General features: G+C 66.4%; 16 protein-coding genes. 8 read left to right on the forward strand and 8 right to left on the reverse strand.

The genetic code is table 11. The features are described from left to right. The coding region (locus C479_RS04820) for an adenylosuccinate synthetase (RefSeq protein WP_007698711.1) at positions 1-762 on the forward strand (762 nt) is incomplete at its 5' end. A gap of 147 nt (positions 763-909) precedes the next feature. Here the strand turns inward: C479_RS04820 and C479_RS04825 are convergent. Together C479_RS04825 and C479_RS04830 are read right to left on the reverse strand one after the other, a co-directional pair. Continuing rightward, positions 910-2,985 (reverse strand): hypothetical protein, encoded by a 2,076-nt coding sequence (locus C479_RS04825; protein ID WP_007698714.1) that lies wholly within the window; start codon positions 2,983-2,985, stop codon positions 910-912. Beyond that, positions 2,982-4,778, reverse strand: a complete 1,797-nt coding sequence (locus C479_RS04830) for a sensor histidine kinase (protein WP_007698716.1) — start codon at positions 4,776-4,778, stop codon at positions 2,982-2,984. The genes C479_RS04825 and C479_RS04830 overlap by 4 nt, the downstream gene beginning before the upstream one ends. Before the next feature lie 183 nt (positions 4,779-4,961). Between C479_RS04830 and C479_RS04835 the strand changes: the two genes are divergently transcribed. The 4 genes from C479_RS04835 (at position 4,962) to C479_RS04845 (ending at position 7,133) form a co-directional block, all read left to right on the forward strand. Next, complete coding sequence (locus C479_RS04835) at positions 4,962-5,153, forward strand: methytransferase partner Trm112 (RefSeq protein ID WP_007698719.1); 192 nt, start codon at positions 4,962-4,964, stop codon at positions 5,151-5,153. Positions 5,154-5,165: 12 nt separating this feature from the next. Next, entirely contained in the window at positions 5,166-5,771 is a 606-nt protein-coding gene (locus C479_RS04840; RefSeq protein WP_007698722.1) for a DUF7524 family protein, read from the forward strand. Between the two features lie 141 nt (positions 5,772-5,912). After that, positions 5,913-6,038, forward strand: a complete 126-nt coding sequence (locus C479_RS16885; protein ID WP_275039658.1) for a hypothetical protein — start codon at positions 5,913-5,915, stop codon at positions 6,036-6,038. An 87-nt stretch (positions 6,039-6,125) separates the two neighbouring features. After that, positions 6,126-7,133: a TIGR04024 family LLM class F420-dependent oxidoreductase gene (locus C479_RS04845; protein WP_007698725.1), complete on the forward strand. Its 1,008-nt coding sequence runs from the start codon at positions 6,126-6,128 to the stop codon at positions 7,131-7,133. Positions 7,134-7,151: 18 nt separating this feature from the next. Here the strand turns inward: C479_RS04845 and C479_RS04850 are convergent, their stop codons facing one another. Next, entirely contained in the window at positions 7,152-7,778 is a 627-nt protein-coding gene (locus C479_RS04850; RefSeq protein WP_007698728.1) for a GNAT family N-acetyltransferase, read from the reverse strand. A 63-nt stretch (positions 7,779-7,841) separates the two neighbouring features. Then, positions 7,842-8,450 (reverse strand): GNAT family N-acetyltransferase, encoded by a 609-nt coding sequence (locus C479_RS04855; protein WP_152415811.1) that lies wholly within the window; start codon positions 8,448-8,450, stop codon positions 7,842-7,844. Positions 8,451-8,583: 133 nt separating this feature from the next. Here C479_RS04855 and artA point away from each other — a divergent pair, with 133 nt between their 5' ends. Together artA and C479_RS04865 are read left to right on the forward strand one after the other, a co-directional pair. After that, positions 8,584-9,588: an archaeosortase A gene (artA, locus tag C479_RS04860; protein ID WP_049907090.1), complete on the forward strand. Its 1,005-nt coding sequence runs from the start codon at positions 8,584-8,586 to the stop codon at positions 9,586-9,588. Positions 9,589-9,597: 9 nt separating this feature from the next. Next, positions 9,598-10,338 (forward strand): metallophosphoesterase, encoded by a 741-nt coding sequence (locus tag C479_RS04865; protein ID WP_007698745.1) that lies wholly within the window; start codon positions 9,598-9,600, stop codon positions 10,336-10,338. A gap of 19 nt (positions 10,339-10,357) precedes the next feature. On the opposite strand, the gene C479_RS04870 is transcribed toward C479_RS04865, so the two are convergent. From C479_RS04870 to C479_RS04880, 3 genes are all read right to left on the reverse strand, one after another. Next, complete coding sequence (locus tag C479_RS04870) at positions 10,358-11,677, reverse strand: NAD(P)/FAD-dependent oxidoreductase (protein ID WP_007698757.1); 1,320 nt, start codon at positions 11,675-11,677, stop codon at positions 10,358-10,360. A gap of 97 nt (positions 11,678-11,774) precedes the next feature. Then, positions 11,775-12,185 (reverse strand): Zn-ribbon domain-containing OB-fold protein, encoded by a 411-nt coding sequence (locus C479_RS04875; RefSeq protein ID WP_007698758.1) that lies wholly within the window; start codon positions 12,183-12,185, stop codon positions 11,775-11,777. After that, positions 12,182-13,381, reverse strand: coding sequence for a thiolase family protein (locus C479_RS04880; RefSeq protein ID WP_007698759.1), 1,200 nt, complete (start codon positions 13,379-13,381; stop codon positions 12,182-12,184). The genes C479_RS04875 and C479_RS04880 overlap by 4 nt, the downstream gene beginning before the upstream one ends. Positions 13,382-13,555: 174 nt before the next feature. Between C479_RS04880 and C479_RS04885 the strand changes: the two genes are divergently transcribed. Continuing rightward, a complete protein-coding gene (locus C479_RS04885) occupies positions 13,556-14,749 on the forward strand; it encodes a threonine synthase (protein WP_007698761.1) in 1,194 nt (397 codons plus the stop codon). Positions 14,750-14,918: 169 nt separating this feature from the next. Here C479_RS04885 and C479_RS04890 read toward each other — a convergent pair whose 3' ends face one another. Continuing rightward, a complete protein-coding gene (locus C479_RS04890) occupies positions 14,919-15,788 on the reverse strand; it encodes a hypothetical protein (protein ID WP_007698769.1) in 870 nt (289 codons plus the stop codon). Positions 15,789-15,927 lie beyond the last annotated feature (139 nt).

A 15,927-nucleotide genomic window follows, 5' to 3' on the forward strand; every position in this document is an offset into this window, starting at 1 on the left:
GAGATGTGTATAAGAGACAGCCTCGACAACGACGAGGAGATCATGTTCGAAGGCGCACAGGGGACGGCGCTCGACATCGATTACGGCGTCTACCCGTACGTCACGTCCTCGAACCCGACCGCCGGCGGGGTCGCCGTCGGCGCCGGCGTCGCCCCCTCGGTCGTCGGCGACGGCGAGGTCGTCGGGATCGTGAAAGCCTACCTCTCACGAGTTGGAACCGGTCCACTCCCGACCGAACTGGGCGGCGTCGAGGGACAGACGCCGGCGTACGAACCCGGCTCCGCGCCAGACGACGAGGAAGAACTGGCGACCTGGATCCGCGACGAGGGCGGCGAGTACGGCACCGTAACTGGCCGACCCCGCCGCGTCGGCTGGCTCGATATGCCGATGTTGCGCCACGCAGCCCGGACGAGCGGGTTCACCGGGATCGTCGTCAACCACGTCGACACGCTCGCCGGCCTCGACGAGGTCGCGGTCGGTCACACGTACACGATGACGACCCGCGACGGCGACACCGTCGAACGCGACGTGATGCCGCCCACGACGGAGCAGTGGGGCCGGTGTGAGGCCACCCTCAGGACGTTCGAGGGCTGGCCGGACGTCGACTGGGACGCCGTCGCAGCCGAAGGCTGGGAGGGCCTGCCGGGGGCTGCGCGGACGTACCTCACCTACATCGAGGACGAACTCGATGTCCCGATCTATGCCGTCGGCGTCGGCCCCGGCCGGGACCAGACCGTCGTTCGGTCCGATCCGTTCGCCTGAGCCACGCCCTCGTTTTTCCGGGTCGATCCGATCAGTCTGAGTCCTCCGTGGCCGAGAGATATCGATCCGATCGACCGAAATTCACCACGAAACGCTCGCCATCGAGTGGCCTCCCGAGACGTCGGGATACCAACTGACGGGCCGAACTCACACGATCGGATACAGCAACCGGCGTTGTTCGTCCGGCAAATACAACCCGTCGTCGAGCAGGACCGGCTGATTGTTGTGGAGGAAGTGCTGGCTGTACGCGCTCGCCTCGACGTCGTACGAGTAGGCCGCCGGCATGAGGTGGATGCGGGAGTCGTAGTCGGGTCGCCAGTGGGCGCCCACGGGATCGACGGAGAACGGGACGACGGTCACTTCGAGGGAGTCCCCAGCGTGCGCCGAGATCGTCTGAATGCCGGTCGGTTTCCACTTCGCCACGTAGCGGTGGGCCCCGTCACCGACGACGGAGAGCGTCGGATCGAAGTCGACGAGTTGGCTACACTGAGCGGCCGTCGCGACGCTCTGACCGTACAGGAGGAGCGTTCCGAGCCGCGATCCCGCCCGTCCCTCGTGCACCCGGTCACGGCTGGCGACGGCGACGGCGCCGGCAGTCACGAACGCGTCTGCCACCGATCGTGCCCCGGAACCGTCCAGTTGAACGACCGTGGGATCGATCCCGGAGAGCGAGTTCGGATCGAGGGGGCCGTCCAGACAGCCGAGACCGTCCGTACACGTGCCGACGTAGTGGAAAAACTCGGCGCCGTCGGTGAGCGCTCGGCGAAGTGTGTCCCGCGTCGGCTGGGCGAGCGTCTCGACTGTCGTCGGGACGGTCTCCTCGCGATCGGTGTAGGCCGCCGCGAGTTCCGCACCGAGCGCAGGGTCGACCGACGGGCCGGTCGCGACCACGACCGACGTTCGTTCGGTTCCGCGTTCGAGCGAGCGGATCCGGTTCTCGTAGGCCGCAAGCCTGGCCTCGAAGTCGGCCTCCCGATCGACGCTGCCGACAGTTCCGTGCAGTGGCTGCGTGTCGAGCAGCGCCTGGTGAGGTGGCTTCGACTCGACGGGGGCTGAGGTCCCGTGACCCTGACTCGTCTGGGGCGTGTCGATCGCCGCCAGATCGTAACACAGGTGCGGTAGTGCGGGAGCGTACGACGGGTCGGCGGCCATCGTCATCCGGTACGGCCAGCCGGGAAGGATATCGTCGACGGGATCCGCTGGGAGGTCGAGATAGGTGGCGACGCGTCCGGCGAGCGAGCGATCCCGACAGGGTTCAAGGTCGATACCCGCCTCCGCTAGTTGGGTGTGTTCGGCGAGCGTCGGGGCGTCGGGTTGAATCCAATCGACCAACAGGTCGAGGAAGAACGTCCGTCTGAGTACCGTGGTGATCCCGGTAGCGAGCGAGGGGTCGGTCGGGATCTGGAACGAGAAGTCGGCCGCCTCGGCGACGAGCCGCGGGGACCGGTCCGACGTTGGGACGACTCGTGCCCCCAGGAAGTACGCGACCGGGGCGGCGGTGTAGATCGCGTCGATCGTGTCGGGAACGAGCAGGTCGAGTCCCGTCTCCGGTCGACTTTCACGCACCGACTCGGGAACGACCGTCTCGTCGCCGACGCGTACCAGCGGTGGGTAGGCCCGATGACTCCGGTGGACACGTGAGGGACCCGTGGTCCTGAGTGCAGCGGACAGATTCGTGATCGCCGTCGCGAGACCGGCCGTCGTCGGTTCGATCGTGAGACGGTTTCGCGGAACCTCGACGGTCGACTTGAATCCGATAGTCAGTGGGGTCGGGTGCGGGAAGGTGATCGAGAGTTCGCCGTGGGACCGATTTCGGATCCGCGCCTCACCGTCGAATCGGATCCGTGTGAATATTTCACAGTCGTACCGGCAGTAGTACTCACCGGCCGGCAATCGGACGGTGACGTCGTCTTCGAATCCGATGTCGAAGTGTTCGCCCTCGATCGGTTCGTCCCGATTCACGAAGCGGAGCGGGGCGTCACGACGTTCGAGCGCGATCGCGTTCCTGAGATCACATCGCAACTCGGAGACGCGCCCGGAGAGCGTCGCGTCGATCGGTTCCTCGAACGAGTGGGCCCACGAGAGTTCACTGAATCCGGTGAGGTCACAGGTAAAGACGTTTCCGGCAGTATCCGTCGCTCGAAGGCTCGTTCCCTGCAGTTCGATATCGACGGGGCTGTCGGACTCGTCGATCAGTCGATCGCTGGCCGCCATCTCGGTCATGGCGACTCACCGACTCCAGTGTCGGTCGAATCGAACGACGACTCGTCGGTTTCGGTATCGATCGAATCGGACGATGATTCGCCCGTTTCGGTGTCGGTCAGGTCGAACGACGGCTCACCGGTGACGAAGTCGAATCGAGCCCCGCCGTCGACCCCGACGCCGACGGTCGCGTCCCAGTCGTGTGCCTCCCGTATCTGGTCGACGATCGCAAGGCCGAGTCCGGTGTTCTCCTCGGCCGTCGTGTAGCCGGATTCGAAGATCCGCTCGCGGTCTTCGGGTGGAATACCCGGCCCGTCGTCCGCGACGAAGAAGCCGTCCGGTGTGGAGCCGAGCCGGACCGAGACGGCGGTATCCGCCCCATCGTCCGTCGACGGGTGGTCGTCCGTCGCAGGGTGATTGCCCGTCGCTGGGGATTCGATGGTCGTCGACTGGCACGTCGAGCCGTGCTCGACACTGTCGTCGACCTTTGGCCGACTGCTCGTGGAACCATGTTCCACACTGTCGTCAGGGCGGGAACCGCCCTGACTGCTTGTCGAGCCGTGCTCGACACTGTTTCGAAAGAGGTTCTCGAGAAGTCCCAACAGTTGCCCGGGGTCGGCCTCGACGATGGCGTCGCCGTCGATCTCGATTTGGGCGTCGGTCGTCGAGACGTTGTCCCAGGCCTCTCTGGCGACGGTTCCGAGGTGGACGGGCTGGACCTCGTCGACGGTATCACCGGCCCGCGCGAGCGACAGCAGGTCCTCGATGAGTCGCTCCATTCGGCGGTGTGCCTGTTCGATCGAGCGAAGCTCAGCACAGTCGTGTTCCTCCCGTGCGAGGTCGAGGTAGCCGGCGGCGACGTTGAGTGGGTTTCGCAGGTCGTGGCTCACCATGCTAGCGAACTGATCGAGGCGCTCGTTCTTTCGTTCGAGTTCTCGTTCGCGGGCTTTGAGCGCCTCGAGATCGGTGTAGATCAGGTAGCCGCGGGTCACTTCGTCGTCCGATCGCATCGGGACGTTACGGAGCAGAAACGGACGCGGTCCATCGACGGTCTGTCTGGTCACTTCGACGTCGGCCCGACGACCGATTTCGCCAGTCGAGTGCGGTTCCGAAACCGAGTCGGTCGCCGACGGGCGAACGACCGACGAGACGGGTTCGTCGACGACGTCTTCACCGGTAACGCCAAAGACGCTGACGAACGCGGAGTTGACGGCCTGGATCGTCTTGACGCCGTCTTCGACGCGGTAGGACAGCGCCGCGTCGGGAACGTTCTCGAAGAGTGCCGCGAACTGGTCGCGTTCTCGATCGCGCGCTCGTTCGTACCTGATCCGATCGAGGGCGCTGGTCGCGATCGAGACGAAGAGTTCACCGAATTCCCGATCGACCTGGGAGAACGCGCCGGGTTCGTGGTGGTGAAATTGCAGGACATCCTCGCCGAACGGGATCGAGAGGGCCGACCGGTACGGGCCGGTCGGGTTGGCAGCGGCCTCGGTTCGAACGTCGTCGACGACAGTCGTCGTCCCGGACGCGAGCGTGGCGCCGGCGATACCCCCATCGTCGGCCAGCGGCTCCGTTGGCCGGAGCTGTGTCGTGTAGGCGGCCCGCGGAACGAAGACGTCCGCCTCCACGGTTGCGACGATCGCCGCGTCGAAGTCGAGGACGTGCCCATCAGGGGTGACACACCGTTCGTAGAGTTCGTCTGCGGACTCACAGGCATCGATCGAGTCCGCGAGCGTACGCAGTCGTGTCACTCGATCGGCCAACCCGGAGTGAGAGACGCCCTCGATCGCTTCCGTCGCAGTTCCGTCCGCCATCTGAAGCTGTATTATCGGGGATGTGTAATAAATATCACCCGCGTCCGTTGACGAACGGACTGTCATCAGAACCGAATTGAATCCCGACGGTTCGTGAGTCGACCAGTGATTGGGCCTCGATTGCTGAACGGAGACACGTGGCGTTCCCGAAACCTTTTGGCCTCCCCCAACCGGATATCAGCCATGAAGGAGTCACTGCTCGACGTTCTCTGCTGTCCGCTCGACAAACACGACCTCGAACTCGAGGACGCAGTCGGTGACGACGACGTCGAATCCGGGACGCTCGTCTGCACCGAGTGCGGCGAACGGTATCCGATCGAGGACGGGATTCCGAACCTCCTGCCACCGGACATGCGAGAAGAGACACCCGCCTGAGGTGTCACACACGTGCCCGAGTCGATCAGCGTTTACCTCAACCGGTCCGGACACGGGACGATCGACGTCGGCCAGTCGACACTCTCGACCGACCGTGCGTTCGAGCTGACCGTCGAAAACCACGGCGACCCGGTTCACCTCTACGTCAGCCCAGGGTCGACACTCGCCGACACACTCACTGTACAGCGCCCGAATACGTACGTCGAGGCCGACGAGACCGTCACCGTGCCGATTTCGGTCCACGGACACGACGGACCGCTGTCCGGGTCGCTCTCGGTCGAAACGCGATTCGGCGCCAACTCGACGGCGATCGACGTCACGCTGACCGGTGGCGTCGGTGACGACAACCGCGTCGATGTCGACGAGCAGCTCGCGACGCCCGCGACAGACGACCGATCGACCGACGGCCCGCTCGATCGCGTTGGTGACGCGATCGGACCCGAAACGATCGCGCTGGGTGGGCTCGCCGCCCTCGCGCTACTCGTTGGACTCGCCACAGCAGCCGTCGTCGAGGGGCCGCTCGCCATCCTCGGAATCGGCATGGTTCTGTCCGGCATCGCGGTCGGGGTCGCACTGCTCGTCCGCGGTGCCAGTCCTCCTGACGATCCACATTCGTAACGTCCAGTCTACCCGCCCACCCGTTCGTCAGCCTAGAACAGTGACATCGCTTCGTGAAGGGACCCTGCAAGTGGTTCACCGATTCTCGTACTGTGGGAATCAGCGAAACCAGTACGCTTCGTCGGCCCCTCCGATTCCGTAATGTCACTCGCGGAAGTACTGGACGGAGAAGCGCTGACTGGAAAACAGGCGGTTGCGATCTTCTTCGGCTGGCTCGGCCTCGTCGTCCTGGCGGGACTCTTGCTCGTCGTGAGCCTCCCGTTCTGATCGACCGGAGTCCTCGTCGGTAGCAACCAGCCGCCCGCGGGGTTCGAACAGCCATCGTTATTATCCTCGCCGTTCCGTTCACGGTCGATGCCCGAGCTGGACTGGTTTCTCGACGTCTCCCAGTACGATCGGCCACAGGCGGTCGCCGAGCGCGCCGCCAGCGCGGAGGAACTCGGCTACCGGACGGTCACGGTGGGCGAGACGACCGGCTGGAACGTCGTCCCGGGGCTCTCGCTGATCGCCGACCGAACCGACGAGATCGACATCGGGACGGCGGTGCTGTCGCCGTACGGACGGTCACCGGCGCTGCTGGCCCAGACCGCGCTGACGCTCGCCGACACGTCGGACGGACGATTCCGACTCGGCCTCGGGCCAAGTTCGCCCGCGATCACCGAGCGCTGGCACGGCCGCTCGTTCGACCGCCCGCTGCGTCGACTCCGCGAGACTGTCGAGCTCGTCCGGACGATTTCGACCGAGGGAACCTCGGCCTATCACGGTGACGTGATCGACATCGACGGTCTCTCCTACGAGCGGGGTCTCCCAGAACGCCCACCGGCCATCGACCTGGCCACGCTGGGACCAACGGCGACGGAGCTCGCGGGACGATTCGGCGACGGGTGGCTGCCCCAGCTGTTCACCCGCGACGGCCTGGAGACCCGCCTCGAGGATCTTCGCCGGGGTGCAAACCTGGGTGATCGAACGATCGACGACGTCCGCGTCGCGCCGATCGTCAGGTGCGTCGTCGACGACGATCCCGACCGGGCCCGATCGCTCGCCCGATCCGCCGTCGCGTTCATGCTCGGCGCGTACGGCCCATTCTACGGCAAGTCCGTCGCCGAACAGGGTTATCCGGACGTCGTCGAGGCGATCAGAGACGCCTGGACAGAGCGGGACACCGACGCGATGGCGAACGCGTTGCCGGACGACCTGCTCGACGAACTCGCCGCGACGGGGACGCCGGACGAGGTTCGCGAGTGGGTGGCCGATTACGCGGCCATCGACGGCGTGGACGCGGTCCAGGTCACGTTTGTCGACGAAATGGACGAGGCGGACAGAGAGCGGACGCTCTCGGCGCTTGGAGAACTCGCAGAGTAACGAGTCTGACCGGTCGCCTCAGAAGCCGTCGAAGTCGGCGACTGCGTCGTCGCAGTTGGCCGCCCACTCGTCGCTCGAAACGGTGTATCGAACGACGTCGACGTGATCGTCGCCAAAGGTGTCCCAGTTGCGAAGCGTTCCCTCTTTCCGCCCGCCGTGGGCCGTCACGTATCTCTCGATCGCCCGATTCGATTTCTCGTTGTCGACGTGGGCGGTGACCGCGACCATGTCGAGATCAAGGCGGTCGAACGCCAGTTGCATCATCGCCGCGGCGCGCTCGCCGGAGTAGCCCCGGCCCCAGAACGGCTTCCGGAGCCAGGTGCCGAGGGTCATCGTCTTGCGGTCCCAGTCGACGGTGAACCCGGCGACGCCAGCGAACTCGTCGGCGCCGCCCTCGCTTTCGAGGGGGCGGATCGTGTACGTCGCTCCCTCACCGGACCCATACTGCTCGCCGACGTGCTCGACGAACTCGAGCGTCGCCTTCGGCGTCTCGTGGGGCTCCCAGGTAAGATACCGCGTGATTTCCTCGATATCGGGATCGGTGCCGGCGTGGTCGTAGAACTCGAAGAGGTCGACCGTCTCCGGCGTGACGACGTTCAGCCGGAGCCGATCGGTGTGAATCGTATCGGGGAAGAGGTCGGTCATCGGTCGAACACGTGCGAACGTCGTTTCTCGACAGACAGAATAAACGTTGGTGTCGACCGTCGGTCAGTCGACGTCGGCGGTTGCAGCCAGGTACTCGCTCCGGGAGATCGAGAACCAGTGGAGATCGACCGGCTCCCCATCGATCGCGTGGGCGTGACGCAATCGGCCGTCGTACCGCCCGCCGTGTGCGCCGACGTATTTCTCGATCGCGCGTTTCGACCGGTCGTTCCCGGCGACGCAGGACACCCCGAAGTGAGCCAGGTCGAGTCGATCGAACGCCAGCCCGAGCAGTGCACCTGCCCGCTCGCCGGAGTAGCCCCGTCCCCAGAACGGTTTTCGCAGGACGATCGCGGAGGACGCCGCCTCACGGTCCCACTCGACGAACAGAGTCGCCGTTCCGGCGAGGGTGCCTGCCATCGGTTCGTCACCCGTCAGGTAGATCGCGTAGGTGACCGCGTCGGCGTCGTCCCGGTTCGAGCCGGCGTTTTCGACGAAGACGCGGGATTCGTCGGGTGTGGTCGGCTCCGAGACCAGCACGTACTCGTAGACCGTCTCCGGGTCTGGATCGTCCGCGAACGCCTCGTAGTGCTCGGACGCGTCCGTCGACGCCGGGTCCACGACGTCGAGCCGGAGACGGTCGGTCTCGAGTCGGTCCGGGAACAGTACCGTCACGGGCGACTGTTCGCCCGAACCCACAAAAATGTAGGCGGCCAGCCACGAACCCGGCTCCGTCCGGTCCAGTGCGTCAAGTTGATAGTGCGACCGTCCCAGAGATTCATCAGTACCCGTGACTAACCCGGACTCGATGCTCGCGGCCGGCGGACACAGCGTGACCGCAGTCGCCGGCATGGTCGAGTCAATCCCGCAACTCCCGCTTTCGGCTGCGGACGCGACGATGGGGCCCGTCGACTACCTCGCGTGGATCTCGATCGGCGCGTTCCTCGTCGCGATCATCCTGGAGTGGCGTGACGAGATCGACGCCGCCCGCTACGTTGGTGCCGTCGCCAGCGTCCTCTTCGGGAGCTTCTGGCTGGCGATGGTCCCCTACTACTGGACGGAGATGCAGAGCCCGCTCGAGACGATGCTCGCCCTCGCAGCGTTCCCGCTGTGTCTGTACGCCGCGTACCTCCTGTTCCAGGGCCGGGAGTCGATGCTCATCCTCGTCCGGGCCGTCGCCGTCATGGGGATCATCTACCTGCCAGTCGAGACGATCCCGCTCGCCCGCCAGTGGCTCATCGAGACGACCGCGTACCAGACCCACCTCGCGATGGACATCGTCGCGGAGAGTCCGGGCCTCGAAACCGGCGGCAACGGCTACCACAGCCGGTTCGCCTTCGACACCGACACCGTCCCCACCGGACGGACGACCTACATCGTGCTCGCGTGTACCGGCATCGGGAGCATGGCCATCTTCGGCGGCCTCATCGCCGCCGTTCGCGCGCCGCTGCGTCGCAAAGCGGCGGGCTTCGTCGTCGCCGTCGGGATCATCTGGTTCCTGAACCTCGTCCGCAACGTCTTCATCTCGCTCGCCACGCCGTACGGCTGGTTCCAACAGGACTTCTTCGTCTACCTCGCAACCGAGTGGATGGGCGCCGTTCCCGAACGCACCTCGTTCCTGATCTCACATAACGTCATCTTCCAGCCGGGCGCGGTGATCGCCCTCGTCGGGATCGCCTACATCGTCGTCAGGATCGTCCCCGAGGTCGTCGAGCCGTTAGAAGAGGTGCTGTTCGTCCTGACCGGGACCGAGTACGACCTCGGCGAGGTGCTCGGCCCCGACTCCGAAACGGGCAAGGTCGCGGGTGACTGACGGCTGGTGATGACCCCAGCAGGGGGACACCCCCTGTCGTTCGCCGAACGCGCCGTCTACGTCCAGCCCGCCGAGACGCTCGTCCTCGCAGACGTTCACCTCGGGCGCGGGGCGACGTCCGCCGTCGACGCGCCGATCGACGCCGCCGACGACCCCGTCGGACGTCTGGAGTCCCTCCTCGATCGGTTCGACCCGCAGACGGTCGTGATCGCCGGCGATCTGCTCCACTCGTTCTCGTGGATCCCGGACGGCGTTCGCGAGACGGTCGCCGAGATCGAGCGAGTCGTCACCGACGCCGAGGCGTCGCTCGTCTGTACGCCGGGCAATCACGATAGCGTCCTCGACGAAGCGTTCGACGGCGAGACCGCAGCCGCGTACCAGCTCGACGACGAGGAAACCGTCGTCTGTCACGGTCACGAACGACCGCCCACCGAGTGGGTATCCGACGACGGCTCGCCACCGTCGCTGTACGTGATCGGCCACGACCACCCCGCGCTCTCGATCGACGGGCGAAAGTATCCCTGCTTTCTGTCCGTTCCATCGGCAGAAACCACGGTAAGCGGCGACCTACTCGTTCTCCCGGCGTTCTCGCAACTCGCACGCGGAACGACGATCAACACGCGCCGCGCCCGGGACTTCCAGTCGCCACTGGTGACCGGCGTCGGTGGGGCCTCACCGGCCGTCAGGGACGTCGACGGTGAGGAGACGCTCTGGTTCCCGCCACTCGACGAGTGCCGACACGCCCTCTGACCGCCGCGGGCGCCGACTATCACTCCGAGCCGAGATCCGCCAGCAGCGCGGCCGCCGCGTCCTGTCCGCTTGCCATCGCCCCCTGGATCGACGACCAGCGCGTGTACTCACCGGCGAGGTAGACGGGGCCGTCTGGGGCGCGAACGTCGGGCAACCGGTCGTGGATCCCCGGCGGCTGGTCGAACTGGGCGAACGGGATCCGATCCGTGTGCAGGCGTTCGAGGCCGTCGAATCGGCGCGCTGGGAACCACGATTCGAGCGCGCGGCGGCTCCGCTCGGCGAGGGCCGCGTCGGTCGCGTCGGGGACGCCCAGGTACGTCGCGCTGACCAGCGCTGCGCCGTCCGGCGCGTACGAGGGCGCCACGGCGCTGTGCGGGACGACGTGGTTGGGCCACGCTTCGCTCTCCCCACGCTCCGAGGGTAGGTCGGCGTTCAGCACCAGCCGACGGCTGACGTCCAATTCGCCGCCCGGGAGCGCGTAGTACTGGGTGACACAGCCTCGTCCGTCGGTCGGGATGGCGTCGACGGCCGTCAGCTCGCGAGCGGTGGGCGGCTCGGTCGCGACCACCGCCGCGTCCGCGAAGCGGGTCTCGCCACCGATCGAGAGTTCGACGCCGCCTTCGGAGTCGACCGCATCCGCGGCGGTCTCTAAGCGGTCGACAGCGGTTCCGGTCTCGATCGCTGCGCCCGCGCGCCGCGCCCGTTCGGCCAGCTGCGCGGGGATCGCACCCATCCCAGCTGCGGGGACAGCCGTGTGACCCTCGGCCAGGGCCTTGAAGACGTACCGAAACACCCGTGCAGAGGTCGAGAGCGAGCGGTCGAGCGTGATCCCGCCGAGGAATGGTGCCGCGAACCGATTCCTGAAGCGGGCCGAAAAGCCGCGGTCGGCGAGGTAGGTTTCGATATCGGCGTCGGGTCCCTGGAAGACGTCCTGGAAATCCCTCCGCCCGAGCGCCCACCGGAGTCGCAGAACGCGGAGTTTGTCACCGAAGGTGACGTCCATGTTGCGCAGCGTCGCCGGAAGCGCCCTCGGCTCCCGGAGCGGATCGGCGAGGGTCGAGCGGCCGCCCGGGCGCGCGAGGCAGGCTCCCGGCGTGAACCGCCGGAGATCGAGCCCGTCCAGGTCGAGCTCGCGGCGGACGGCCGGATAAGCGGTGAACAGCACCTGGAATCCACGGTCGAACCGGTAGCCGTCCCGTTCGCGGGTTGCGACGCGCCCGCCGACGCGTCTCGTCCGCTCCAGGAGCCGCACGTCAGCGCCGCCCGCGGCGAGGTGGCGAGCGGCCACCAGCCCGGCAAGTCCGCCACCGACGACGATCACCGACGGGCGATCGGTCATACTGGAGCTATTTGTGATCGGGTCACATAGGCTCCCCGACGCGGCCGATCCGGTGAGAATCGATCCGTCCGACGACGCGAATCCGTCGACCGCCGGGCTATCGTGGTTCGAACGTCGGCAGCACCACTGACTCGGACACCCGTTCGAACGTGACCGACACCGGTAACCCCCGTTCGACCGTTTCGGGCTCGCACTCGACGATCCGCGTGAACAGCCGCGGTCCCTCCTCGAGTTCGACGTACGCGGTGACGTAGGGAACCTCGTCGCGGAACGCGGGATTCGAAACCGGTCGACGGATCACCGCGTGGCTGTACACCGTTCCCAGCCCGGACGCCTCGACCCAATCGACCGATCCCCCGCACGCCCCACACCGCGGTCGCGGAAAGTACTGCGTCGTGGTACACGCCTCACACCGCTGAACGACCAGTCGCCCCTCGTTGGCGGCGTCCCAAAATTCGCGCGCGTACGACGCCTCCGCGAGCGACGGAAGCGGTCGCGAGTCGGTCACGACCGATCACCTCGCTCGAGCACGAGCACGGAGCAGTGCCGGAGGTTTTTCCCGTACGCCACGCCGCCAGCCCCGGTGACGACGCCACGGGTCGCCCCCCGAACCTGTCGGTCGTCGGCGTCGCGGCGGAGCTGTCGGATCCCCTCGACGAGCTGGACGAAGCCGGCCGCCATCCCCGGCTGGCCGGCCGAGAGTTGCCCGCCGGACGTGTTCAGGGGGACGTCGCCGTCGAACCCGAGGTCGGTGCCAGCGACGTACGGCCCGCCATCGCCTTTGTCACAGAGTCCGAGGTCCTCCAGTTGCATCGCGACGACGATCGGGTAATCGTCGTACACCTGCCAGCAGTCGATCGCGTCCGGGCCGACGCCAGCACGGTCGTAGGCCGCTCGACCGGCGACGGTAACGCCCGTCGTCGTAACGTCCGGCGATCGCGAGTCGCCGTAGTTCGAGCACTCGCCGAAGCCGGCGATTTCGACGGGGTCGACGTCGAGTTCAGACGCGCGCTCGGCCGACGCGAGGAGCACGCCGAAGCCGCCGTTGACCGGGATCACGCAGTCGAAAAGGCCGATCGGATCGGCGATCGGCGTCGCGTCCAGGTACGCCGCCAGGTCGATCGGGTCGTCGAACCACGCGCGGGGATTCAGCGCCGCGTGGCGTCGCTGGACGACGGCGATGTGGCCCAGCTGTTCGCGCGTCGTGCCGTACTCGCTCGCGTGGACGGTCTGGACGTGGGCGAGTCGGGAGTTCGGCCCCTGGGTGCCGAACGGGTCCATGTAGTTTCGCACGTACCCCCGAGGATCGCGCTCGAACAGTCCCGCCGGAGGGGCCGTCGGATCGACGGGCGCGTCGGCGCCGAGACACAGGAACGTCTCGACGATGCCGGCGTCGATCGCCAGCGCCCCTTGCAGCAACAGGGAGACCGCGTTCGACCCGCCGGTATCCGCCGTAGTCGCCCACCGCACGTTCTCGAACCCGAGCGTCTCGACGAGGTGGCCGACGAAATTGGCCGGGGTTTGGACCCCCGACCGAATGACGCCGACGCCGTCGATCGCCGCGTGCTGGAGTCCGGCGGAGTCGAGCGTGCTCGCGGTCGCGTCCGCGTACAGCCGTTCGAGACTCCGCAGTTCGGCGGGATCGTCCGGCCGGCGCTTTGCCGTCTCGCCGATGCCGACGATCGCCACGTCTTCGAACGTCATCGCTCACCGACCGCGATTCCTGCGATCGTATTCCATCGTTTCTCGGGAGAGCGATTCACCGGCCAATGAAATAAAGCGCAGGTGGGTGAACCGTCGATCGGGCGGTGTTCGATGCCGGACGCTCACGACGACAGCAATGGATAGGAATTTGGCCGCGGACACGAACACCGCTGTATGGAGACCACCGAGGCGTTCACCGGACTCGAGTGCCATGACTGTGATCGGTTGTACGCTCCGGAGGCGGGAACGCACCGCTGTGCAGACTGCGGCGGGATCCTGGATCCGACCTACGACTACGACGCGATCGACGTCACGCGAGAGTCGTTGGCTGATCGCCCGTTCGACTCACTGTGGCGCTACGCCGAGCTCCTGCCGTTCGAGCGTGACGTGGCCGTGTCGATGGACGAGGGTGCGACGCCGGCGATCGAGTGCGAGACGCTCGCGGACGAACTCGGCGTCGGGGAGGTACTGATAAAGGACGAGGGGCGAAACCCGACTGGCACGTTCAAGGATCGGGGCGCCTCGATGGCCGTGACGGCGGCGGTGGCCCACGGGGCGACCGACGTCGCCCTCCCGTCGGCCGGGAACGCGGGGCAAGCCGCCTCGGCGTACGCCGCTCGCGCGGGCCTGGACGCACACGTCTTCCTCCCGTCGCGCTCGAGTTTCACGACGAAGGCGATGGTGAACGTCCACGGCGGAGATCTGACGGTCAGTGGCGGTCGCATCGGTGACGCCGGCGCCGCAGCGACGGACGCGATGGCCGAGCACGACGACTGGTATTCGCTGTCGTCGTTCGTCACACCCTATCGCCACGAGGGAAAGAAGACCATGCTCTACGAGCTGGTCGAACAGCGCGACTGGCAGGTGCCGGACGCGATCGTCTATCCGACCGGTGGCGGCGTGGGCCTCGTCGGTATGTACAAGGCGGCCCGCGAATGGCGCGAACTCGGCCTGATCGACGAGCTACCCGCGTTCTACGCCGCGCAGGCGTCGGGCTGTGCGCCGATCGTCAAGGCGTTCGACGCCGGCCGAGACGAACACGAACCGATCGAGAATCCGGATACCATCTGCGGCGGTATCGAAATTCCGGATCCGGGTGCGAGCCGGTGGATTCTAGACGCCCTTCGCGAGAGCGGAGGCGGTGCCGTCGCCACCGACGACAACGAGATCTTAGACGCCGCGGTTGCCGTCGCTCAGAACGAGGGCCTCGAGATGGCGCCAACCTGTGCTGCCGCGGCGAGCGGGGCGTGGGCCCTCGCCGAACGGGGTGAGTTCGCCCCCGACGACACGGTCGCGATCGTCAACACCGGGGCCGGGAACAAGAACGCCGACGTCCTCCGCAGTCACCTGATGGGCCAGGGAGTCTAGGGACGAGGTACCGGTCAGGACCCACGACATCCATCTCGACGAAAAATCGACACGGTAGCTCCGAGTGGAACCGAGACCGCAGGAGAGAAATCGGAGGCAGGTTTCGACGCTATCGAAAACCCTGCTTCACGTCGGCGTGACGCTGTCCTGATAGCGCTCACCGCACTCGTTACCAGAAGGAGGAGGCAACCGGCACGACGAGCGAACGAATACTACCCGCGTCAGCCACCCAGTTCACGCCAGCCGTGCTCGCTGCTGTCGAATCGGCTGATCCCGGATCGGCGTTTCCTGGCGAGTCGTTGCCGTTCCCGGGAGCGCCAGCTCCCCCGTTACCGTTTCCCTGGCCACCGTCTCCCGGGGACTCGGTACCGTTTCCGGGAGCACCAGCCCCCGAGTTACCGTTTCCCGAACCACCCTCTCCCGGTGGGTCGCTACTATTCCCGGGGCCACCGGCTTCCGAGTTCCCGTTTCCAGCCCCCTGATTACCGTTTCCCGGATGGGCGTCTTGCAAGCCCGGCGGGTTGACACCAGCCATCCCGGTCGCGATCTCGGCTACTTCCGGGCCAGTCAGTTCGGAGGCGTTCGCCCGCAATGTCTCCAGGCGCTCGGTGTCCACCCCGACGGCCCGAGCGTGGTCACCAGTTTCCTCGATCGACGCGTTGAGCGAGTCGAGTTGCATCGTCAGGCGAACTAGCGTCGCCCGGCGGGCCGGGGCCGGTACCGACGAGTTCGTATCGATCGACGCCGACAGGTTTCTGGCTTCCTCGTATTCGGCCTCGAGCGCTTCGATACGCTCACGGACGAGCGCCTCCTTGTCGGCCGATTCGTTGAGCGATTGGTCGAACATCCCACGGTCGATACTCCCGTCGGCGGACGCCGAGCTAGCCTGCATGAACGCGCCGATACGGTCACCCATCGTCGACTCGTTGTCGTCCGGCGATGCGGGCGCGTCGCTCCCCACCGCAACGACCCCCACTGACGTGAGCGCAAGCGCGCCAACGACGAGTGCGGCGACGAACGCGATCCGATGTGTCGTCATTAGGTGTCCATTCTACTGGTCGTCCATAAAAGGATAAATCTTCGTTCGAAGCGTTCAGACCGTTCGAACCACCGTTTACTGGCGCCGGTTCCGTTCCCCGCTGCCTGTTGGTTTCGGTGATTTGGAGTGGGATCTATGG

The organism is Halovivax asiaticus JCM 14624 (assembly GCF_000337515.1).
GTDB classification, from domain to species: domain Archaea; phylum Halobacteriota; class Halobacteria; order Halobacteriales; family Natrialbaceae; genus Halovivax; species Halovivax asiaticus.

Excerpts from the sequence above, each read along its gene's own strand:
- C479_RS04880 (WP_007698759.1), bottom strand. The coding sequence starts at position 13,381 with ATGACGTTCGAAGACGTGGCGATCGTCGGCATCGGCGAGACGGCAAAG.
- C479_RS04845 (WP_007698725.1), top strand. The coding sequence starts at position 6,126 with ATGCCCGAGCTGGACTGGTTTCTCGACGTCTCCCAGTACGATCGGCCA.
- C479_RS16885 (WP_275039658.1), top strand. The coding sequence starts at position 5,913 with ATGTCACTCGCGGAAGTACTGGACGGAGAAGCGCTGACTGGAAAACAG.
- C479_RS04865 (WP_007698745.1), top strand. The coding sequence starts at position 9,598 with ATGACCCCAGCAGGGGGACACCCCCTGTCGTTCGCCGAACGCGCCGTC.
- C479_RS04885 (WP_007698761.1), top strand. The coding sequence starts at position 13,556 with ATGGAGACCACCGAGGCGTTCACCGGACTCGAGTGCCATGACTGTGAT.
- C479_RS04890 (WP_007698769.1), bottom strand. The coding sequence starts at position 15,788 with ATGACGACACATCGGATCGCGTTCGTCGCCGCACTCGTCGTTGGCGCG.
- C479_RS04850 (WP_007698728.1), bottom strand. The coding sequence starts at position 7,778 with ATGACCGACCTCTTCCCCGATACGATTCACACCGATCGGCTCCGGCTG.
- C479_RS04830 (WP_007698716.1), bottom strand. The coding sequence starts at position 4,778 with ATGGCGGACGGAACTGCGACGGAAGCGATCGAGGGCGTCTCTCACTCC.
- C479_RS04835 (WP_007698719.1), top strand. The coding sequence starts at position 4,962 with ATGAAGGAGTCACTGCTCGACGTTCTCTGCTGTCCGCTCGACAAACAC.
- C479_RS04870 (WP_007698757.1), bottom strand. The coding sequence starts at position 11,677 with ATGACCGATCGCCCGTCGGTGATCGTCGTCGGTGGCGGACTTGCCGGG.
- artA (WP_049907090.1), top strand. The coding sequence starts at position 8,584 with ATGCTCGCGGCCGGCGGACACAGCGTGACCGCAGTCGCCGGCATGGTC.
- C479_RS04825 (WP_007698714.1), bottom strand. The coding sequence starts at position 2,985 with ATGACCGAGATGGCGGCCAGCGATCGACTGATCGACGAGTCCGACAGC.